The sequence below is a fragment of the Streptomyces sp. NPDC057136 genome (genome assembly GCF_042670885.1).
Taxonomy (GTDB): Bacteria; Actinomycetota; Actinomycetes; order Streptomycetales; family Streptomycetaceae; genus Streptomyces.
In genome coordinates, this window is sequence record NZ_JBHUUV010000007.1 from 53887 (window position 1) to 74729 (window position 20843).

Annotated in this window: 17 protein-coding genes; 11 read left to right on the forward strand and 6 right to left on the reverse strand. The window is 70.1% G+C overall.

Annotated elements, in window-relative coordinates; all coding sequences use genetic code 11:
- Window positions 1–2 precede the first annotated feature (2 nt).
- Complete coding sequence (locus ACFT7S_RS11385) at window positions 3–218, forward strand: hypothetical protein (protein ID WP_382729837.1); 216 nt, start codon at window positions 3–5, stop codon at window positions 216–218.
- A gap of 526 nt (window positions 219–744) precedes the next feature.
- Here ACFT7S_RS11385 and ACFT7S_RS11390 read toward each other — a convergent pair.
- The gene (locus tag ACFT7S_RS11390; RefSeq protein ID WP_382729839.1) at window positions 745–1620 is read right to left on the reverse strand and encodes an undecaprenyl-diphosphate phosphatase; all 876 of its coding nucleotides are present in this window, start codon (window positions 1618–1620) and stop codon (window positions 745–747) included.
- Between the two features lie 191 nt (window positions 1621–1811).
- Complete coding sequence (locus ACFT7S_RS11395) at window positions 1812–2522, reverse strand: TVP38/TMEM64 family protein (protein WP_382729841.1); 711 nt, start codon at window positions 2520–2522, stop codon at window positions 1812–1814.
- Window positions 2523–2879: 357 nt separating this feature from the next.
- Here ACFT7S_RS11395 and tuf point away from each other — a divergent pair, with 357 nt between their 5' ends.
- Both tuf and ACFT7S_RS11405 read left to right on the forward strand, forming a co-directional pair.
- A complete protein-coding gene (gene tuf / locus ACFT7S_RS11400) occupies window positions 2880–4055 on the forward strand; it encodes an elongation factor Tu (protein WP_382729843.1) in 1176 nt (391 codons plus the stop codon).
- 78 nt (window positions 4056–4133) lie between these two features.
- Complete coding sequence (locus ACFT7S_RS11405; RefSeq protein ID WP_382729845.1) at window positions 4134–4979, forward strand: spermidine synthase; 846 nt, start codon at window positions 4134–4136, stop codon at window positions 4977–4979.
- On the opposite strand, the gene ACFT7S_RS11410 is transcribed toward ACFT7S_RS11405, so the two are convergent.
- Window positions 4941–6284 carry an MFS transporter gene (locus ACFT7S_RS11410; protein ID WP_382729847.1) on the reverse strand — a complete coding sequence of 448 codons (1344 nt, stop codon included), beginning with the start codon at window positions 6282–6284 and terminating at the stop codon, window positions 4941–4943. The two genes, ACFT7S_RS11405 and ACFT7S_RS11410, sit on opposite strands and share 39 nt — an antisense overlap.
- Window positions 6285–6339: 55 nt before the next feature.
- The gene (locus ACFT7S_RS11415; RefSeq protein WP_382729849.1) at window positions 6340–7389 is read right to left on the reverse strand and encodes a hypothetical protein; all 1050 of its coding nucleotides are present in this window, start codon (window positions 7387–7389) and stop codon (window positions 6340–6342) included.
- A gap of 109 nt (window positions 7390–7498) precedes the next feature.
- Here ACFT7S_RS11415 and ACFT7S_RS11420 point away from each other — a divergent pair, with 109 nt between their 5' ends.
- Both ACFT7S_RS11420 and ACFT7S_RS11425 read left to right on the forward strand, forming a co-directional pair.
- Complete coding sequence (locus tag ACFT7S_RS11420; protein WP_382730251.1) at window positions 7499–7936, forward strand: DUF4442 domain-containing protein; 438 nt, start codon at window positions 7499–7501, stop codon at window positions 7934–7936.
- Between the two features lie 169 nt (window positions 7937–8105).
- Window positions 8106–8765 (forward strand): DedA family protein, encoded by a 660-nt coding sequence (locus tag ACFT7S_RS11425; RefSeq protein WP_382729851.1) that lies wholly within the window; start codon window positions 8106–8108, stop codon window positions 8763–8765.
- A 25-nt stretch (window positions 8766–8790) separates the two neighbouring features.
- On the opposite strand, the gene ACFT7S_RS11430 is transcribed toward ACFT7S_RS11425, so the two are convergent.
- Complete coding sequence (locus ACFT7S_RS11430) at window positions 8791–9321, reverse strand: gamma carbonic anhydrase family protein (RefSeq protein WP_382729853.1); 531 nt, start codon at window positions 9319–9321, stop codon at window positions 8791–8793.
- Window positions 9322–9461: 140 nt separating this feature from the next.
- Here ACFT7S_RS11430 and ACFT7S_RS11435 point away from each other — a divergent pair, with 140 nt between their 5' ends.
- A complete protein-coding gene (locus ACFT7S_RS11435; protein ID WP_382729855.1) occupies window positions 9462–10214 on the forward strand; it encodes an acyltransferase in 753 nt (250 codons plus the stop codon).
- On the opposite strand, the gene ACFT7S_RS11440 is transcribed toward ACFT7S_RS11435, so the two are convergent.
- Window positions 10211–11077, reverse strand: a complete 867-nt coding sequence (locus tag ACFT7S_RS11440; protein ID WP_382729857.1) for an EamA family transporter — start codon at window positions 11075–11077, stop codon at window positions 10211–10213. The two genes, ACFT7S_RS11435 and ACFT7S_RS11440, sit on opposite strands and share 4 nt — an antisense overlap.
- Before the next feature lie 93 nt (window positions 11078–11170).
- On the opposite strand from ACFT7S_RS11440, the gene ACFT7S_RS11445 reads away from it, so the two are divergent.
- From ACFT7S_RS11445 to fxsT, 5 genes are all read left to right on the forward strand, one after another.
- Complete coding sequence (locus ACFT7S_RS11445) at window positions 11171–11743, forward strand: helix-turn-helix domain-containing protein (RefSeq protein WP_382729859.1); 573 nt, start codon at window positions 11171–11173, stop codon at window positions 11741–11743.
- A 44-nt stretch (window positions 11744–11787) separates the two neighbouring features.
- The gene (locus ACFT7S_RS11450; RefSeq protein ID WP_382729861.1) at window positions 11788–12342 is read left to right on the forward strand and encodes a YbaK/EbsC family protein; all 555 of its coding nucleotides are present in this window, start codon (window positions 11788–11790) and stop codon (window positions 12340–12342) included.
- A gap of 583 nt (window positions 12343–12925) precedes the next feature.
- Window positions 12926–15349 (forward strand): FxsB family cyclophane-forming radical SAM/SPASM peptide maturase, encoded by a 2424-nt coding sequence (locus ACFT7S_RS11455; RefSeq protein WP_382729864.1) that lies wholly within the window; start codon window positions 12926–12928, stop codon window positions 15347–15349.
- A 177-nt stretch (window positions 15350–15526) separates the two neighbouring features.
- Window positions 15527–16864, forward strand: coding sequence for a TIR-like protein FxsC (locus tag ACFT7S_RS11460; RefSeq protein WP_382729866.1), 1338 nt, complete (start codon window positions 15527–15529; stop codon window positions 16862–16864).
- Window positions 16848–20810, forward strand: a complete 3963-nt coding sequence (fxsT, locus tag ACFT7S_RS11465) for an FxSxx-COOH system tetratricopeptide repeat protein (RefSeq protein WP_382729868.1) — start codon at window positions 16848–16850, stop codon at window positions 20808–20810. The genes ACFT7S_RS11460 and fxsT overlap by 17 nt, the downstream gene beginning before the upstream one ends.
- Window positions 20811–20843: the final 33 nt, after the last annotated feature.

The window sequence follows — 20843 nt, forward strand, 5'->3', positions numbered from 1 at the left end:
CAGTGAGGGATTTACCGTCGGTCAGTGACCTGACCGAGCAGCAGCAGCGCGGCGGGGTGTGCGTCTGGTGCCGCACCCCTCTCAGCGTCGGTGCGGACATCGACCTCGGTGAGCAGCGGGCAAGGCCGGACGGCGGCGCCGCCTACTCATGGTTCCCGCGGGCCTGTTCGGACGTGGCGGCCTGCTCGGCGCGGGAGGCGGGGGCGGTGAGGCAGTGATCTGCGCGCGATGCGACCGGGCAATCACGGGTGACGCGGTCAGGCTCGACCGCTCCGGGTCGATGAGCGGGGCCCGGCCGGACGGCTGGGCGCACAAGGTGGGTGACCCGGAGTGCAAGCCCCGCCCGCCGGCTTCGGGCCATGGCTCGCCTCTGGCCCGCGCGCTACGGCGCCGATGACCTCAGCTGCAGGCGCTAGTCGTCGACCAGTCGGGACACGGGAATGAGCGGTGAGTGGGCAGTCCCAGACTTCTTTCGATCACCTTGGTTCAAACCCGCTCGAACGAATGACAGTCATGCACGTGTCACGTGTCAGTTGCCATTCGTTGAACAGTCTGGCCAGGGCAAGGTCGCGGTCCACCCCTCCAGGTGGTGACCTTGCCCTGGTTCAGTCATGCGGGAGATCGAATGGGAGACGACTGGGAGATGATCATGTCCAGAAGGCCCGAACCGTCTCTGAATCTCTCTAGAAATCTCCAGCTAAGGGGCAGCAGGATGGGCGCTCAAGAGCGCCCTGGGCCCCTTAACTAGCCTGCCGACTCACCCGCGTGCGGGCTGAGCACACCGGCCGACACCAGCACGAACAGGAGGATGCCCAGCAGCACGCGATAGATGACGAACGGCATGAAGCTCTTGGTAGTAATGAACTTCATGAACCACGAGATGACGGCGTAGCCCACGCCGAAGGCGACGAACGTCGCGAAGATCGTCGGCCCCCAGGACACATGACCGCCCTCGCTCGCGTCCTTCAGCTCGAAGACGCCCGAGGCCAGCACCGCGGGAATCGCGAGGAGGAACGAATACCGGGCCGCCGCTTCACGGGTGTAGCCCATCAGCAGACCACCGCTGATCGTCGCCCCGGAACGTGACACACCCGGAATCAGCGCCAGTGCCTGGCAGAAGCCGAAGATCAGGCCGTCCCTGATGCCCAGTTCCTTGAGGGACTTGCGCTCCTTGACCGCGCGGTGCTTGCCCCCGGCCTCGTCACGGGCGGCGAGACGGTCCGCGATTCCGAGGACGACGCCCATGACGATGAGCGTGGTCGCGATCAGACGCAGATCACGGAACGGTCCCTCGATCTGGTCCTTGAACGTCACACCCAGCACACCGATGGGGATCGAGCCCACGATGACCAGCCAGCCCATCTGGGCATCGTGGTCACTGCGCATCGAGGCGTTCGTCAGCGAACGGAACCAGGCCGAGACGATCCGGGCAATGTCCTTGCGGAAGTAGATGAGGACCGCCGTCTCCGTGCCGATCTGGGTGATGGCGGTGAACGCCGCACCCGGGTCGTGCCAGCCCGCGAAAGCGGCGGTGAGCCGCAGGTGGGCGCTGGAGGAGATCGGCAGGAACTCGGTCAGTCCCTGAACGAGGCCCAGGACGAATGATTCGAACCAGCTCATGGGGCTAAGGCCATCCCGGAGGTGATCATGCATCGGCCGACGGACGCGAAGGCCGTCGGCAGCGTGCGGATTGCGGTCATGGAGGGACGGGACGCCTGAGCCCCGGAGATCCTTTGTCGGTCGCGGGCAGCGTATCGCCTGTCGGTGAACGCCCTTCCGCCTGCCCCCTGACGCCCGCCGGGCTCAGCGGATCACCGGGCGCCCAGCCGGTGGCGCTTGCGCCAGGCGACCAGGGCAGCGCCCGCGCCCGACAGCACGATGAAGCCCATCGCCGCCAGAAACGCCGGGGACGTTGGGGAGGACGCCTCGCTGCCCGCGATGACGTACGCGGCCGTGTTCGGGATGGAGCCGAGCCCTGTGGCCAGCAGGAACGGCGGATATCCCATCCGCGAGGTCGCCGCACAGTAGTTGGCCGCGGCGAACGGCACCCCGGGGAAGAGCCGCAGCGCCAGCATGGACCGGAAGCCGTGTCGGCTGAGCAGCCCGTCCGCGGCCTTCAGCCACCGGCCGCGCAGCAGCGTACGGAGCGCGTCCTGCCCCAGCACCCGGCCCAGCATGAAGGAGACGCCCGCCCCGAGCACGGTGCCCGCCAGGGCGGCGGCCAGACCTGTCTGCGCACCGAACAGCGCGCCCGCTGCCAGGTTGAGCAGGGGACGCGGTACGAACGCCACGGTGCACACGCCGTACGCGAGGCCGAACACCATCGCCGCGGTGCTGCCCGTGAGCTCGGGCGGCCAGCCGGAGGCGAGCAGCCGCTGCGGTTCGAACAGCAGCATCGTCGAGGCAGCGGCCAGCAGCACCGCCACGAGCAGCGAGAACCGGGACCACGGGGAGAGCAGCGCCCTCGTACAGCGCACTGCGAGACCGCCGGCGGGCCGGGCGGCGGGGACGGGGTCGAGCATTTGGGGAGAGTAACCGAAACGCATGTGTGATCGCCGTAATGTGCGAACGCGGCGCCGGCGGTCCTCCGGCATCAGGTAACGAACCCCTCGGGCAGGCATCCGCACCGCCGAAAACCATTCGACGCGGACTTCGCCGCCCCGCCATGATCAGGGCATGTTCCGGTACGCCTTCCTCGCAGCGCAGTCCGCAGTCGCGGACGCGCCGAAGGCTGCCGTACTCACCGCGACGGCCGTGGCAGCGCCCTTCGGCGGCGCCCGAAGCTGACCCTCCCCCGACAGTCCGGCGGACCCCGTAAGGGGAGGGTCGGCAGGGCCCTGGGGTCTTCTCGCTCAGCTTCGAACTGCAAGGAATCAGCCATGCCCAAGACGGCATACGTGCGCACCAAGCCGCACCTGAACATCGGCACCATGGGCCACGTCGACCACGGCAAGACCACCTTGACCGCCGCCATCACCAAGGTCCTCAGCGACCGCTCCGGCAGCAGCACCTCCTACGTCGCGTTCGACCGGATCGACCGGGCGCCCGAGGAGGCGCAGCGCGGCATCACCATCAACATCGCGCACGTCGAGTACGAGACCGACACCCGTCACTACGCCCACGTCGACATGCCGGGTCACGCCGACTACATCAAAAACATGGTCACCGGCGCCGCTCAGCTCGACGGCGCGATCCTCGTCGTCTCCGCGCTGGAAGGCGTCATGCCGCAGACCGCCGAGCACGTCCTGCTCGCCCGCCAGGTCGGCGTCGACCACATCGTCGTCGCTCTCAACAAGGCCGACGCGGGCGACCCCGAGCTCACCGACCTGGTCGAGCTGGAGGTCCGCGACCTGCTGTCCGCGCACGGCTACGGCGGTGACACCGTCCCCGTCGTCCGGGTGTCGGGGCTGGGCGCGCTGGACGGCGACCCACGCTGGACGGCGTCGATCGAGGGCCTGTTGGACGCCGTCGACACGTACGTACCGATGCCGGTGCGCTACACCGACGCGCCGTTCCTGCTGCCGGTGGAGAACGTGCTCACCATCACCGGCCGCGGCACCGTCGTCACCGGAGCCGTCGAGCGCGGAACGGTCCGCGTCGGTGACCGGGTCGCGGTGCTCGGCGCGGACATCGAGACGGTCGTCACCGGTCTGGAAACCTTCGGCAAGCCGATGGAGTCCGCCGAGGCCGGCGACAACGTCGCGCTGCTGCTGCGCGGAGTGGAGCGCGACCGGGTCCGTCGCGGCCATGTGGTGGCGGCGCCGGGCAGCGTCAGTCCCAGCCGTCGCTTCACCGCCCAGGTGTACGTCCTGTCGGGGCGGGAAGGGGGCCGCACGACCCCGGTCACCACCGGCTACCGGCCGCAGTTCTACATCCGTACCGCCGATGTCGTCGGAGACGTCGACCTCGGGGACGCGGCGGTGGCGCGGCCCGGTGAGACGGTCACCATGACCGTCGAGCTCGGCCGTGACATCCCGCTGGAGCCCGGCCTCGGCTTCGCGATCCGCGAGGGCGGCCGGACGGTCGGCGCCGGCACGGTCACCGGACTGCTCTGACCGGGCGGACCCGCCTCCTCGGCCCCAGGGCCCGGGAGGCGGGTCCGATGTCTCCCGTCCGACCCTCACAATGGGGGAGTGAACGAGCCGATACCCGTCATCCGCGACGTCGACCACGGCACCGCCCGGCTGCTGCCCGATGTGGACCGCGACCGGGCCTGGCTGCTCACGGTCGACGGCGCCCCGCAGTCGTACGTGGACCTGGACGATCCGACGTACCTGGAGTTCGAGTACGTACGACGCCTCGCCCACGTCCTGGACTGCGCGGCCGCGCCCGGCGCCGCTCTCGACGTGATCCACCTCGGCGGCGGGGCCCTGACCCTGCCCCGCTACGCCGCCGGCACCCGGCCGGGTTCGCGGCAGGACGTGGTGGAGGCGGACCGCGGGCTGCTGGCGCTGGTCGCCGAGCATCTGCCGCTGCCCGCAGGAGCGGGGATCGGCGTGCACGGCACGGACGCCCGCGCCTGGCTCGAACAGGCACCACCGGGGTCGGCGGACGTCCTGATCGCCGATGTCTTCGGCGGCTCCCGGGTGCCCGCCCACCTCACGTCCGTCGAGTACGCGCGAGCCGCGGGACGGGTCCTGCGCGAGGACGGGATCTACGCCGCGAATCTGGCGGACGGCGCGCCCTTCGGATTCCTCCGGTCCCAACTGGCCACCTTCGCGGCGGTCTTCGAGGAACTCGTCCTGATCGCCGAACCCGCCGTGCTGCGCGGCCGGCGTTTCGGCAACGTGGTGCTCGTCGCCTCGCACAGCACCGTCGACACCGGACCGCTGACCCGCCTCTGCGCGGGCGACGCGTTCCCGGCCCGGGTCGAGTACGGGGCGGCGCTGACGCGGCTCATCGGCGGCGCGAAGCCGGTGCGGGACAGTGAGGCGGTCGCCTCACCCGAGCCCCCCGCCGGCGCCTTCAGCATCGGCTGAGGACACCGCGGGCGGCCGCGCGGCAGGGAGCTTCGCGGCGCCCCCGGCGATCTCCTTGCCCGTAGGACTGCCCGTACGACGCGTCAGATTGCGTACGTCCGGCACGAGCAGCACGAGCGCCGTCACCAGCACGACCAGCGCCGCGCACCCCCACAGCGCCTGGCTGCGGCCGACGAGTCCTTCCACCGGACCGGCCACCGCGGTGGACAGCGGCACCATGGCGACGGAGCCGAACCAGTCGTAGGCCGACACCCGCGACAGCTTCTCCTCCGGGATCTCCTGGTGCATCGCCGTCATCCAGGAAACGCCGAACACCTCGATGGCGACGCCGCTGACGAACATCACCGCGGCCAGTCCGGACACCGGCAGCGGCACCGCAAGCGCCGCCGACGGCAGGGCCAGCGGGAACACGCAGAGGGTTCCGGCCAGCAGCAGCCGCCGCGGTTTCCAGCGCATCATCAGCACCGCCCCGGCCAAGGTTCCGACGCCGAACGCGGCGAGTGCCAGCCCCCAGGGCTGCGCGCCACCGAGTTCGTCCCGGGCGACCAGGGGCCCGTACACCGACTCGGCAGCGGCGACGACCGCCACGACCACGGAGAACTGCGCCACGATCGACCACAGCCAGGGACGGCCGATGAACTCCTGCCAGCCCTCGCGCAGATCGGACAGCAGCCCGCCGCCCGCAGCACGCACGGGAATGTGACTCACATCGAGAAACGCCCGCAGGACCCCGGCGACGGCGAACGCGGCGGCGTCGACGGCGAGCACCCAGCCCGGGTCCATGGCCGCGATCATCGCCCCGCCCAGTGCCGCGCCGCCGATGGCCGCACCGTGCATCGACATCCGGAAGAGCGCGAAGGCGCGACTGGCGTGCTCGGCGTCGACGCTGGACATCAGCATGCCCTCGGCCGCCGGGTTGAAGAACGCCTGCCCCGTGCCGCAGAGAGCGGTCAGCAGCATCATCTGCCACAGCTGAGGGTCACCGGTCAGGACCAGCCAGGCGAAGACGGTCTGCGACACGCAGTTCAGGGCGTTCGCGGCCACCATCACCCGGTGGCGCGGCAACCGGTCCGCTATCGCGCCGCCGATGAGCAGGAAGAGCACCAGCGGCGCGGTCCGGGCGGCGGCGACCAGTCCGACGTCGCCGCCGTCGCCTCCCGACTCCAGAACCGCGAACGCCGCCGCGATCAGCGCGCCATGGGTACCCAGGCTCGTGATGATCGCGGCGGCCGTCAGCAGACCGTAGTTGCGGCCGGCACCGACAGGGCGGGCGGCAGGGGCGGGAGGTTCGGAGGCGGGGGTCACCAGGGGACTATCGCCACTGGAACCCCTTCCCGACAACTCGAATACCGGGCGTGGGTCAGGACGAGGACTTCGCCAGCCGCACCGTGCTCAGGATCTGCTGGATCGTGGTGTCCGGGAGCTCGTCGTCGACGCCCGCGTTGGCGTACAGGACCCAGGTCGAGTACTCCTTCTTGGCGTTCGTGAAGCTGAAGGCGATCGACTTGCCGTCGGTGTCGCACTTCTTCTTCTTGGAGACGTCCGCCGCGGTCGCCGTCGCCACGCTGCCGGAGAGACCCGACTTGGTGGTGTACGGCTTGGGCTTGCCGACCTTGACGGTGCCCTTGGGCTCCTCCTGGGCGTAGGGGGCCCACACCCAGTTGCCCGCCTCGTTCCTGGCGGCCTCGTCGGTGCTCTTCGCACCCTGGGCGCCCTTGGTACCGACACCGGCGAGGCTGGTGTCCTCCTTGGTGCCGTCCTTGTCGGCGTCGTCGATGCACCACTTGCTCTTGTAGTAGGCCGGTGCGGAGAAGCCGACCGCGGGCGGCCCCTCGGGGTTCTTGGCGTCCTCGAAACCGGAGAACACACCCGTGCCCGCGACCTCCCAGTCACCCGGGACGTCGAACTGCGTGCCCCACTTGGGGTTGGTGACGACCTTCCACCCCGGGATCAGCGGTTTGGCGTCCCCGCCGCCCCGCGGATTCTCGGCGGGAGCCGACGACGTGGCCTCCGACGGCTTCGCCGACGCGGACGGCTTCTTGCCGTCGGCGACGGTCTTGCCGCCCTTCTCGTCGTCCTTGCCCAGAACGATCACACCGGTGACGACCGCCGTCACGACGACCGCGGTGGCGGCAACGATCGCGACGATCGTCGTCTTCTTCTTGTCGTCGCCCTGCGGGCCGCCGGGCTGACCCGGAACGGCGTACTGCGGCACGGTCGGCTGCTGGTACGGATTGGGCTGCGGGTACCCCGGCTGCTGCGTGGGCTGACCCGGCTGCTGATACCCGGGCTGCTGGTATCCCGGCTGCTGATAGGGATTCGGCTGCTGGTACCCCGGCTGCTGGTACGGGTTCTGATTCTGGTCCTGCGGGTTCTGCTCGCCCCCGGGCGGCTGCTGTCCTGGCCACATGGCCAGTAACCATAGAGGGGTCGCGGCACCGCTGCTACGGCCGCCCCCGTGCGGGGATGGCCAAACGCCCCTACTCGTGAGTAACCTTCGGCGCATGAGCGCTGAACAGATGACAGTCGGCGAGATGCTCGTCGCGACGGTTCCGATGGCCAGGACCCTCAACCTGGAGTTCCTGGAGACGACCGCGGACCGCGCGGTCGTCCGGCTGCCCGACCAGGCCGAGTACCACAACCACGTCGGCGGACCGCACGCCGGAGCGATGTTCACGCTCGCCGAGTCCGCGAGCGGCGCCATCGTCATCGCGGCCTTCGGCGACCAGATGTCGCGTGCCGTGCCGCTCGCCGTGTCGGCGGAGATCGGCTACAAGAAGCTGGCGATGGGCGAGGTCACCGCGACCGCGACGCTCGGCCGGCCCGTGGCCGATGTCGTCGCCGAACTCGACGAGGGCAAGCGGCCCGAATTCCCGGTGGCCATCGAGATCCGGCGTGCCGACGGCGCGGTGACGGGCGAGATGACCGTCGTCTGGACGCTGCGTCCCAACAGCTGACCTCCGGCTCGGCCGGGCAGGGCCGTCGCGTATCCCGTACGAGGGGCGCGGCGGCCCTGTGCGCTGCCGGGGGCGGGTAGGCTGCCCGCCGTGCGCCACCGAGGTGCGCGGTGGGTGGTGAGCGGCTGCGCGGGGCGCGGCTGCGGAACCTGTACGGGAGGAATCGGCGTTGCACGTTCAGGAGTGGCTCGAGACCGTTCCCGCGGTCAGCATCTACCTCCTCGTGGGGATCGTCATCGGACTCGAGAGCCTGGGCATTCCGCTGCCGGGCGAGATCATCCTCGTCAGCTCGGCGCTCCTCGCCTCGCAGCACGGTGACATCGACCCGGTGGTGCTCGGCATCTGTGCCTCGGCCGGCGCGATCATCGGCGACTCGATCGGTTACGCCATCGGCCGCAGGGGCGGCCGGCCCCTGCTCGCCTGGCTCGGCGGCCGATTCCCCAAGCATTTCGGGGAGGCCCAGATCGCCATGGCGGAGCGGTCCTTCGAGAAGTGGGGCGTGTGGGCGGTCTTCTTCGGCCGCTTCGTGGCGCTGCTGCGCATCTTCGCCGGACCGCTGGCGGGCGTCCTGCACATGCCGTACTGGAAGTTCCTGATCGCCAACGTCCTCGGCGGCATCCTCTGGGCGGGCGGCACGACGGCCGTCATCTACTCCGTCGGCATCGTCGCCGAGGCGTGGCTGAAGCGCTTCTCGTGGCTGGGCCTGGTCCTCGCCGTACTCATCGGGCTGACCTCGATGCTCGTGCTCAAGAACCGGGCCAGGAAGGCCGCCGCACAGAGCGACGGCGACGCCGTGCCCGAGCCGGTGACGGTGCCGGCCGCCGACTGAACCGGCGGCCGGGTTGTTCCGGCGCTCAGCCCTCGTGCTCCTGGCGGTGGGCCTTGGCCAGCTCGACGTAACCGACCGCGTTGAACCTGACGCCCTCGCGCTCCTCCGCGGTCAGCTCCCGCTTGACCTTGGCGGGCACGCCGGCGACGAGCGAGTTCGGCGGTACCCGCATGCCCTGCGGTACGAGGGCCTGCGCCGCGACCAGTGAACCCGTGCCGATGTGCGCGCCGTTGAGCACGGTGGCGCCCATGCCGACCAGGACGTCGTCCTCGATCGTGCAGCCGTGCAGGACCGCGTTGTGGCCGACCGAGACCCGGGCACCGACGGTGAGCGGGAAGCCCGGGTCGGTGTGCACGCTGCAGTTGTCCTGGATGTTGCTGTCCGGACCCAGGCTTATGGGACCGCAGTCCGCACGGAGCACCGCGTGGTACCAGACGCTGGAACCGGGCCCCATCGTGACCTCACCGATCACGACGGCGGTCGGCGCCACGAAGGCGTCCGCGTCGATGTCCGGCTCATGGCCGCCCATACCCATGATCAACGCCTGTTCAGCCATGGCCTGCTCCTCCGTGCTCCGGTGTGGTGCGGTTGCTCCGGAGGAACGGTAGGCGACGCCCGCGCGGCTGCCGGGGTTGGGGTGAACATCACAGGCCGGGGCGCCGACCGGCCCCTGCCCCGGCCATTACGGTGTGTCGGGTGCCGACGAACAGAAACACGTTCTCCTCGCTCGCCGCCCGGCGGCGCAGCGTCCTGTCCCGGGCAGTCCACCGTGTCTGGGCCTGGGTGCAGGAGACGGGTGCGGTCACCGCGGAGCACCCCGGGCGGCTGCGGTTCGGCCGGATAGGTCCGGGGACCCGGCTGGCCTTCCCACAGGGCACGGTGTTCGGGGAGCGGTGGATCGAGCTCGGAGACCACTGCATCATCGGCGAGCAGGTCACGCTCACGGCCGGTCTGATGCCCGATCTCGACCTGGGCTCCGAGACCGTCCTGACCCTGGGCAACGGCGTCGTGCTGGGCCGGGGCAGCCATGTCATCGCCGACACCACGGTGACGATCGGCTCGGACACGTACTGTGGCCCGTACGTCTACATCACCTCGACCAACCACAGTTACGACGATCCGCACGAGCCCGTCGGCCGGCAGTGGCCGCGCATGGAACCGGTCGTGATCGGCCCCGGCTGCTGGATCGGCACGGGCGCGGTGATCCTCCCCGGCGCCAGGCTCGGCCGCAATGTGGTGGTCGCCGCCGGAGCGGTCGTCCGGGGCGAGGTCCCCGACCACGCGGTGGTGGCCGGTGCGCCGGCCCGTGTCGTACGGAGCTGGGACCCCGACAAGGGCTGGCAGCCACCGCTCCGCACGCCCGCACCGGTCCCCATCCCGGAGGGCGTCACCCCCGAACAGCTGCTGCTCCTCGCCGAACTCGAACCGGAGACCCCCGAGGTCTCCTAACCGGATGCCAGCAGCACCGTCCCCACCAGCGCCAGACCTGCGCCCGCTGCCTGGATGCCCCGCAGCCGCTCGCCCAGCACTCCGCGTGCGGCCAGGGCCGTGACCACCGGGTAGAGCGAGGCCAGTACGGCGGCCACGGTGACCGGGCCGTGCTGGGCGGCGATCGAGTACGTGCCGTTGGCCGCGACATCGGCGAGACCGACGAAGGCGAGCGCGGGCAGCGCGGCCACGACGACCGCCCGGCCGCCGTCCTCCGGCAGCGCACGGCCGCCTCGGCGCACCGATACGTACAGTGCCGTGCCGCCGACCGCGATATTGGTGATGCGCTGGACGAACAGCGCCAGGAACAGCCCGGTGACCGTCGTGGACGCCTCGGAGATCAGCGCCATCACCGCGCCGAATCCGAACGCGGCCAGCAGCGTCAGCAGGACCGCCTGACGCTGCACAGGCGCCCCGCGCAGCTCCGGCCCGCCCGCCAGCACGATTCCCACCACCGCGACGCCGACACCGGCGAGCTGGAGCAGCCCCGGCCGCTCACCGACGACCAGTCCGACACTCACCGGCACCGCCACCCCCAGTGAGCCGAGCGGGGAGACGACGCCCATCGGGCCCAGGGCCAGAGCCTTGTAGAAGCTCAGCATCGCCACCGGGCCGACGGCGCCCGCGGCGACCGCGAACCACAGCTGACCGCCGGCCTCGCTCCAGGCGCCGGTCGCGATCACGACGGCGCCCAGCACCACGGCCGCGATGGTCTGCGAGACGACCACCACGGTGAGCGCGGGCGTACGTCGGGTGAGCAGCCCGCCGCCGAAGTCGGCCAGCCCCCACAGCAGGCTGGTGGCCAGGGCGAACAGTGCTGTCATTGCATGCCTCGCAGTACAGTGCGGTGAACGGTTGGGTGCACCACACCGTAGTGCAGTATTTTGAACTCTGTCATCCAGAATATTGGACGGAATGTGTCTGACCTCGATCAGCTCACCCAGTCGCTGGCCCGCAATCTCAAGCGGTGGCGGGGTGAGCGCGGTTTCACCCTGGACGCCCTGGCCGCACGTGCCGGGGTCAGTCGCGGCATGATCATCCAGATCGAACAGGCGCGGACCAATCCCAGCGTCGGCACCACCGTCAAGCTCGCCGACGCACTCGGCGTCAGCATTACCACGCTGCTCGACTACGAGCAGGGCCCGCAGGTCCGGCTCATCCCCGCCGAGCAGGCCGTACGCATGTGGTCGACGGAGGCGGGCAGTTCGACCACCCTGCTGGTCGGCACGGAGGCCGCCGGCCCCCTGGAGCTCTGGTCCTGGCGCCTGATGCCCGGCGACGGCAGTACCTCCGACCCGCATCCCGAAGGGACCGTCGAGCTCCTCCATGTCACCGCGGGCGAACTGACCCTGGTCGTCGACGGCGAGCCCCATGCGGTGCCGGCTGGTACCTCCGCGACGTTCGAGGCGCATCTGTCGCACGGCTACCGCAACGACGGTACGCAACCGGCCGAGTTCACCATGGCGGTCTCGGTCCCGCCCGCTCGCTGAGACGGTGAACTGACCACCGGGTGACGGCTGTTAGCGTGTGATGCATGCGCGCACCCGTGGGCTCCTTCGAGGACGCCTCTCCCGCTGTGGACCGTATCGGCCTGCTCACGCCGCCCGTGGCGCGTGCCGTTGGGGCCGGGTGGGGTGGTGTGCCGGCCGATCACATCGTCTACGTCGACACCGATCCGGCGATCGCCGACACCGCCGCGTTCGTCGAGCGCCACGGCGCCGAACTGCTCGACCGGTCCGCCAACTGTGTGGTCGTGGCGGGCAAGCGGGGCGGCGAAGTGACCCTGGCCGCCTGCGTGGTGCTCTCCAGGTCGCGCATCGACATGAACGGGGCGCTGCGCAAGCACCTCGGCGCACGCCGGGTCTCCTTCGCCCCGATGGACACCGCGCTTGCCGAGACCGGCATGGAGTACGGCGGCGTCACTCCGGTGGGACTGCCCGCCGACTGGCCTGTGCTGATCGACCCCGCCGTGGCCGACGAGGAGTTCGTACTGATCGGCAGCGGCCGGCGCCGCGGCAAGCTGATCGTGCCGGGCAAGGCCCTCGCTGCGCTGCCGAACGCCGTCCTCGTCGAGGGTCTCGGTGTCTGAAACATTACTGTCCGGAATCATCTTTGATGAATTCCGGGTTTTGGCCGGGGCGGCATAGGAAGGTGTGCATCATGGCCCGCCCTCTGCCCTCGAACTCGCGCGCGCGGACGGTATGCGTGCGCGAAATGGGTCCCCGTAGCGCTCGCCCGAAGGAGTGCTTTCCGCCCTTGGGGAGTACGCGCATGCCCGGACCGAAGTTTGAGGCACAGGGGACAGGTGTGTCTGAATCTCACCCGTTCAGCTTGTGCCTGATTTGCGTTCCTTTACCCGTTGTGCAGAAATGAGGTCCCGTGGTATGCGGACGGCGGAATTCCGCCAACGCCCGCGCGCGCACGGGCCCTCGTATTTCGATCTGAGAGGCTCTCAATGGACATTACGCTCGTCTCCGCAGCCGGCAGGCCGGGGCTCGCTCCCCGCCGACAGGCTGCTCCTCGGGTGCCGCTGGCGAAGAGTGCCGCTGTTCAAGGCGGCGGCACGGTGCCCGCTTCCCTCAGCCGTCTGCTGTCGACGGGCACCGGGCCGAGCCCGCTGGTCGTCGCGGCCTTTCAGTCGTCCGTCTGAGTAGCCGGGCACCGACACCACCATGGACCGGCCGCCGCTCTCCTTGAGTCAATTTGTGCTGAAGATGCACAGCCGCTGTGACCTCGCTTGCGACCACTGCTACGTGTACGAGCACGCTGATACGAGTTGGCGTGGCCGGCCCAAGGTGGTGTCCCAAGAAATCCTGGCCAGGGCGGCGGAGCGGATCGCCGAGCACGCCAGGGCCCACCGGCTTCCCGAGGTCCACGTCGTCCTGCACGGCGGCGAACCGCTGCTCGCGGGCCCCGCGAGGCTGCGGACGGCGGCCGAGGAGCTCTACCGCGCACTCGACGGCGTGAGCACCCTGGATCTGCGCATCCACACCAACGGCGTACTGCTCAGCGAACGGTTCTGCGAGCTCTTCACCGAACTGGGCATCAAAGTCGGGGTCTCGCTGGACGGCGACAAGACCTCCAACGACCGTCATCGCCGGTACTCCGACGGGCGCAGCAGCCACGCACAGGTCCTGAAGGCCGTCGAACTGCTCAGCAGGCCCCGCTACCGGCATCTGTTCGCCGGTCTGCTCTGCACGATCGACATCGAGAACGACCCCGTCGCCGTGTACGAAGCGCTCGTCGCCCTCGATCCGCCCCGCATGGACTTCCTCCTGCCGCATGCGACCTGGGACGTACCACCGCCCCGGCCCGAGGGGTCACCGACGCCGTACGCGGACTGGCTGGACGTCATCCACCGGCGCTGGGACGCGGACGGCCGGCCCGTACCGGTACGCATCTTCGACTCCGTCGAGCGCACGCTGCGCGGCGAGAGCAGCCTCACCGAATCGCTCGGACTGGCGCCCGCGGACCTGGTGGTGATCGAGACCGACGGAACGTTCGAGCAGGCGGACAGCCTCAAGACGGCCTACGAGGACGCGCCCGCCACCGGCATGGACGTCTTCACGCACTCGCTCGACGAAGTGCTCGGCCACCCGGGACTGCTCGCCCGGCAGCAGGGGATCGAAGAGCTCGCCGAGGAATGCCGGTCCTGCCCCGTGGTCACCTCCTGCGGCGGCGGCCTCTACGCCCACCGGTACCGGACCGGCAGCGGGGGCAGCGGCTTCGACAACCCCTCGGTGTTCTGCCCCGACCTGATGGAGCTCATCGTGAGTATCCGGGACCGTGAAGCCGCCGCTCCCGTCGCACCCGCCCCCGTTTCCGGCAGCGGAGACCTCGACGAGCTGGCGACAGGCTTCGGCAGCGCCGAGACCGTGGGACGGCTGGCGGAGAGCCAGCTCGACCTCGACCGGCACCTGCTGGCCGCCGTGCACGAACGCGGCCCCCGGACCGACCGGCTCGCGGCCGACGCCTGGGAGCTCCTTGTCGACCTCGACACCTCGCTGCCCGACGTGGTGGACGCGGTGATCGCGCATCCGTATCTGCGGCCCTGGGCCCTGCGCGCCCTGGACGGCAGGGCGCCCGGCACGGCGGGGCAGGGGCTCGCGGAGATCGCCGCCGCCTGCGCACTGCGTGCCCGGCGCGGCGACCGCGTGACGGTGCCGGTGCGCGATGGGCTGCTGCGGCTGCCGGGACTCGGCACGGTGTCGCTCCCGGGCGACGCGGAACTGGCCGAGGTGGAGGCGGGCCCGGACGGTTTCACGGTGCGGGCGGCGGGGCGGTGCCTGGAGATCGGCTGGGACAGCGGCGCCGACGGGCTCGTACCCAACTGGCGGCCCGTGCGCCTGGTGGAACTGCCCGGCTGGACCGTGGCGCTGGAGGACACCGACCCGATGCGCGACAGCCATCAGTGGCCCGTGTCGGACCGGCTCTCCCACGGCGAGGCCAAGCTCTGGTCCGAGGACCTCGCCGAGGCGTGGTCGCTGATCGGGCGTGAACTGCCCGCCTACGCACCGGGAGTGGCCGCCGGTCTGCGCGTCGTCACCCCGCTGCATGCGCCGGACGGCAGTGACGTCAGCGCCGCGTCACGGGAGGCGTTCGGCGCGATCGGCGCGGCGCGGCCCGTCACACCGGACCTGCTGGCCCTGTTGATCGTCCATGAGTTCCAGCACGTCAAGCTCGGGGCGGTCCTGGACAGCCATGACCTGTACGACCCGGACGACGGGGACCGGCTGTTCTACGCTCCCTGGCGCGACGATCCGCGACCGCTGGACGGCCTGCTGCAGGGCACGTACGCGCACATCGCCGTCACGGACTTCTGGCGGGTGCGACGGCTCACCACGCAGGGACCGGCCGCGCGGGCGGCTGAGGCGCAGTTCGCCCGGTGGCGCGAGCAGACGGCCGCGGCGGTGGACGAACTCGCCGGCTCCGGCGTGCTCACCCTCCTGGGAGAACGTTTCGTCGCGGGCATGGGCGAGACGATCGCGGGCTGGTCGGCCGAGAAGGTCTCGCAGGCCGCTCGCGCCGAAGCCGGACGGGCTGCGGCGATCCACCGTGCAGCGTGGGACGCAGCCGCAGCCGTCGCCACCCGGTAAATGATCGTATACACCTCCGGATTTGGCAGATTTGACATCAATTGATTGATCCAAAGGGAGATTTGATCAATTGGATCAATCAATTGATGTGTTCGCGTGGTTCCGCCGGGGAATCGAGGTTTCCTACACTGAGGACCCAGCGAACAGGGACCGGGGGCGAAGTTGGCCAGTGGAGCGGTGGGAGCCGGGGGAGACGAACCAAAGCCTTACTTCTTTCTCAGCTACGCGCATACGCCGAAGAACCATCCGAAGGACAAGGACCCGAACGTCTGGGTGGAGAGGTTCTACCGGGATCTGTGCGCGCACGTACTGCAACTGACCTCGCTTCCGGCAGGGGTGCCCGCCGGATTCATGGATCAGCAGATGCAGCCGGGCGAAGGGTGGCAGGAGAGGCTGTCCGAGGCGCTGGCGTACTGCAGGGTCTTCGTACCGCTCTACTCACCACGCTATTTCCTCAGCGAACAGTGCGGCCGCGAGTGGTACGCGTTCTCCAGCCGGGCCGTGCACCACCAGGCCGCCCAGTACAACAACAACAGCTCCCCGATCACCGGAATCGTGCCCGCGCTCTGGGTGCCCGTACCGCCCAAGCAGCTTCCGCAGCCCGCGGAGCGGCTGCAGTTCAACCACGCGACCTTCGGGGACGACTACGCGGACGAGGGCTTCTACGGGCTGATCAAGCTCCGCTATCTCAGGGACCAGTACGAACGCGCGGTGTATCTGCTGGCCAAGCGAATCGTCAAGGTCGCCGAGCAGACCCGGATGGCCGAAGGCCACCCGCACCAGGACTACCTGGCCGTACCCAGCGCCTTCGGGCCGCCGGGGCCCGCCCGCGAGATGGACATAGCCGTGCTCGCCTGTTCGCAGGCGGACCGGCCCCAGGACAGGGGTCCCGACTGCTACGGACCGGATGCCCGGGACTGGAACCCGTACCACCCCAAGTCCTCCCGCCCGCTCGCCGACCACGCGGGCGATCTCGTGCGCAACCTCGACTACCTGGTGCGGGTGGGCGACTTCGAGGCCGAGGCCGAACGGCTGCTGGCCGCCGGGGAACCCAGCGCTCCCGGACTGCTGCTGCTCGACCAGTGGGCACTCGAAGCCCCGCACCGGAGAGATCTGCTGCGGCGGCTCTGCGCCCAGGACCGGCCCTGGATCAGCATCATGGTCCCCTGGAACCGCGAGGACCCGGAATCCGCGCTCCGGTCGGAATCCCTGCACTCGGCCACCGAGATCTTCGCGGCGGAGACGGCCGGCGGCCACCGCTCACCCAACGCCGGAGTGCCCACACTCGAAGCGTTCAGCGAAGAACTGCCGCGCGCCGTGCGGGCCGCCGACCGGCACTACACGGCTCAGGCGAAGACCTACCCCCCGGAGGGGCGGGGCGGGCGAATACCACGAGTGCTTCCCGGCGGTGTCGGTTACGGCGCCGATGTTCACGTCACCCCTCCTGACGGATCGCACCAGGGCAAAGGCCACGCCGACGACGCGGAGGGACCCTCGGATGACCGAGAACCGTGAAGGCACCATCGTCACCTTTTACTCGTACAAGGGCGGCACGGGGCGCACCATGGCTCTCGCCAACACCGCCTGGATTCTTGCCGCCAACGGATACCGGGTGCTCGCCGTCGACTGGGATCTGGAGGCGCCGGGCCTGCACCGCTTCTTCCATCCCTTCCTCGACTTCTCCGACCTGGAGGCCACCCCAGGGGTGATCAACCTGATCACCGAATACCAGGAGGAGGTACGACGGCCCGCCGAGCGGGAGCCCGAATGGCACCGCGACTACGCCCGGGTCCGCCCGCACGCCACCTCTTTGAACTGGTCCTTCCCCTTCGGCGGGAGCCTCGATTTCGTCTCCGCCGGGCGGCGCAACCGGGACTACTCGGCGACCGTGGGGCGGATGGACTGGGAGGACTTCTACGAGCGTTACGACGGCGGCCAGTTCTTCGATGCGATGCGTACCGATATGCAACGTCACTACGACTACACCCTCATCGACAGCCGGACCGGAATCAGCGACATCGGGGACATCTGCACCGTCCAGATGCCTCAAGTGCTGGTCGTCTGCTTCACGTTGAGCGACCAGAGCATCGACGGTGCGGCCGCCGTGGCCCGCGACATCGAAGAGCGCTTCCACGACAAGAACATCCGCATCCTGCCGGTGCCCATGCGGATCGACGACGGCGAGAAGGAGAAGGCCGACGCGGGCCGGGCCCTCGCCAGGGAGAGCTTCAGTGGCTTCCCGAGCGGACTGAGCAGCGAGGAACTGGCCGGTTACTGGGGCTCGGTGGAGATTCCCTACCGGCCCTTCTACGCGTACGAGGAGATCCTCGCGACCTTCGGCGACGCGCCCAATGTCTCCAGCTCCATGCTCACCTCCTGCGAGCGGCTCACCTCGGTCCTCACCGACGGAGCGGTCAGCGCCCTGCCCCCGATGGACGAGGCCGAACGGCTCGGCTACGTCGCGGCGTACACCCGGCGACGCCCCGTGCCGCCGTCCAACGTGGTGCTCACCTATGTGGCCGAGGACCAGATGTGGGCCGACTGGCTGCAGGCCGTGCTCGTCCGGGCCGGCTTCCACGTCGTCGCCGTCGACGTCCGGACGACGCAAGTGGCCGGTGCAGAGGCGGCGTTCGCACCCGGAGCCACGTACCGCGTCGTCTCCGTCGTCTCGCAGGCCTACCAGAACTCCAGTCCTGCCAGGACCCTGTGGGACTCCGTGGTCGGCCTCGACCCCACCGGAAGCCGCCGCCAGCTGATACCCGTCCGGGTCGGTGACGTACGGCTGAACCTGCCCGCGAGCAGCCGGGCCGTCGTCGACCTCGTACGGCTCGACGAGACCGAGGCCGCGTCCGCACTCCTCGGTGCCCTGGACCGGGACGAACCCGTCGCCTCGCCGCCCGTCCCCGAGGGCGGCCCCCGCTTCCCCGGAGCGGCGCCGAAGGTGTGGAACGTACGCCCGCGGCACGCATGGTTCACCGGGCGCGCCTCCGTACTGGAGCGGGTGCGCGACCAGCTGCGCGGCGACACCCGCTCGGGACAGCGCCTGCCCCAAGTCCTCTACGGACTCGGCGGGGTGGGGAAGACCCAGGTGGCCAGGGAGTACGCACACCGCTTCCGCGCCGACTACGACCTGGTGTGGTGGGTCGAGTCCGAGCAGCCCGACCGGGTGCTCTCCTCGCTCGCCGAACTGGCCGCCGAGATGGGGCTGCGTACCGGTGACGGGGTCACCGACGCCGCCATGGCGGCCCTGGAGGCGTTACGCAGCGGATCGCCGTACTCCCGCTGGCTGCTCGTCTTCGACAACGTCGAGGACCTCGACAACGCCCTGGACATCTTCGCCGACGAGACCGCGCCCATCGCGGGCTCCCTCTACGGCCACATCCTCGCCACCTGCCGCAACAAGCCCGTATCGGCGCAGGTCGAGACGACGGAGGTCGAGGTCTTCACACGCTCCGAGAGCGTGGAGCATCTCTGCCGCCGCGTCCGCAAGCTGCCCGCACGGGACGCGGACCGGGTGGCCGAGGCCGTCGGCGACCTGCCACTGGCGGTCGAGGTCGCGGCCGCCTGGCTCGCTGAGACCGCCACCCCGGTGGACGACTACGTACAGCAGCTCAGGGAACAGAGCACCAAGGTCCTTTCCCTCGGCACACCGGACGATTACGCCCAGCAGATCGGTGCCACCTGGAACATCTCCATCGCCAGGCTGCGCGAGGAGTCCAAGGCCGCGGTACGGCTCCTGGAACTGTGCTCGTTCTTCTCGGCCGAACCCATATCGATGAGTCTCATCGGCAGCGACTCGATGCTCCGCTCGCTCCTCCCGTACGACCCCGATCTGCGCGAGCGGTACATGCTCGGCAAGGTCACCCAGGCGCTCAACCGCTTCGCGCTGGCCAAGGTGGACCCGGCCGACAGCAGCATCCAGGTGCACCGCCTCGTCCAGGCGGCCGTCCGCTCCGGGATGTCGAGGGAGGAGCGGGAGAAGGCGATGCACGAAGTGCATGTCACCCTGGCAGCGGCCCGCCCGCAGGACACCGGGGAACTGGACAGCCCCGTGAACGACCCCCGTACCTGGCCGAGCTTCGAACTGATCTGGCCGCACCTCGGCGCCTCGGGCATCGCCGACTGCGACGAGGAGTCGGGCCGCCAGCTCATGCTCGACCGGATTCGCTACCTCCTCAAGCGCGGTGAGCTGGAGAACGCCCGGCTGCTGGGAACCCAGCTGAACCGCACCTGGACCCGTGAGCTCGGCGAGGACGACAAGCAGACGCTGAACCTCCGCTTCGAACTGGCCAACGCGCTCCGGGCGCAGGGCAGATACCACGCGGCGCTCGCCCTGGACGAGGACACCAGGGAGCGGCAGATCCGGGTTTTCCACCCCGACCACCCGAACGTCCTGATCACCACCGGGAGCCTCGCCGCCGATCTGCGGGCCCTGGGCCGCTTCGACGAGGCGCTGGAACGCGACGTGCGGATCTACCGGGGCATGCGGGAGACCTTCGGCGAGGACCACCCGCGCACCCTGACCGCGGCCAACAACCTGGCGATCGACTACCGGCTGACCGGCGACAGCGAACGCGCCCGCCGGCTGGACGAACAGACCGTCGAGCGGCGCAGCGCCCTGCTGACCATGGACCACCCCTACACCCTCACCACCAAGGGCCACCTCGCCCGCGACCTGCGGGAGACCGGGGAGTACGAGGCATCGGTGCAGGTCCTGCGGGAGGTGATCGCCGCCTTCGACCGCAGCGTGCTCAACGCCGACGTACCCGAGGCGCTGCGCACCGCCAAGAGCCTCGCCGTCTCGCTGCGCAAGGCCGGCCATCCGCACGAGGCGAAGCGCCTCACCGAGGAGACGTACGGCCGCTACCGGGGGCGGTACGGGGCCAAGGTGCCCGACGCGCTGGCCTGCGGGCTCAACCTGGCCGCCGACTTCTCGGCGGTCGGGGACAAGCAAGCGGCCCTCGACCTCGCCCTTCAGGCGCTGGAGGGCTACCGGGAGAGCCTGGGTGAGGAACACCCCTTCACGCTGGCCTGCCGCAACAACGTGGGCATCTACCTGCGGGGGCTCGGCGAAGCCCGGCGTGCCGCCGAGGTCGGCGAGCTGGTCCGGGCGGCGCTTGAGGACCAGCTGGGGCACTCGCACCCCTTCACGCTCTGCGCCGCGATCAACCTCGCCAACGCCTACGGGGACCTGCACCGGCCCGAGGCGGCGGAACAGTGGGAACGCATCGCGCTGGAAGGCCTGATGGCGAGGTACGGGGCAAACCACCCCGATGTGCTCGTCTGCCGCTCCAACCTCGCAATCACCCTGCGCGCGGCGGGCCGCGAGGTGGAGGCACAGCGGATGCGGGCCGAGGTCCTCGAACCGGCCGCCGTACGGCTGGGGGCGGATCACCCGATCACCGAGGCGGCCCGCTCCTGGCGGCGGGTCAGCCGTGACCTGGAGCCACAGCCGGTGTGAGCCGGGGCGCGCGAGCGGTGCGGGGCCCGGGGC

What these genes read in the sequence shown, in the direction of transcription:
- ACFT7S_RS11390 (WP_382729839.1), bottom strand. Translation starts at nt 1,620, where the DNA reads ATGAGCTGGTTCGAATCATTCGTCCTGGGCCTCGTTCAGGGACTGACC.
- ACFT7S_RS11395 (WP_382729841.1), bottom strand. Translation starts at nt 2,522, where the DNA reads ATGCTCGACCCCGTCCCCGCCGCCCGGCCCGCCGGCGGTCTCGCAGTG.
- tuf (WP_382729843.1), top strand. Translation starts at nt 2,880, where the DNA reads ATGCCCAAGACGGCATACGTGCGCACCAAGCCGCACCTGAACATCGGC.
- ACFT7S_RS11415 (WP_382729849.1), bottom strand. Translation starts at nt 7,389, where the DNA reads ATGTGGCCAGGACAGCAGCCGCCCGGGGGCGAGCAGAACCCGCAGGAC.
- ACFT7S_RS11420 (WP_382730251.1), top strand. Translation starts at nt 7,499, where the DNA reads ATGACAGTCGGCGAGATGCTCGTCGCGACGGTTCCGATGGCCAGGACC.
- ACFT7S_RS11430 (WP_382729853.1), bottom strand. Translation starts at nt 9,321, where the DNA reads ATGGCTGAACAGGCGTTGATCATGGGTATGGGCGGCCATGAGCCGGAC.
- ACFT7S_RS11440 (WP_382729857.1), bottom strand. Translation starts at nt 11,077, where the DNA reads ATGACAGCACTGTTCGCCCTGGCCACCAGCCTGCTGTGGGGGCTGGCC.
- ACFT7S_RS11450 (WP_382729861.1), top strand. Translation starts at nt 11,788, where the DNA reads ATGCGCGCACCCGTGGGCTCCTTCGAGGACGCCTCTCCCGCTGTGGAC.
- ACFT7S_RS11455 (WP_382729864.1), top strand. Translation starts at nt 12,926, where the DNA reads ATGGACCGGCCGCCGCTCTCCTTGAGTCAATTTGTGCTGAAGATGCAC.
- fxsT (WP_382729868.1), top strand. Translation starts at nt 16,848, where the DNA reads ATGACCGAGAACCGTGAAGGCACCATCGTCACCTTTTACTCGTACAAG.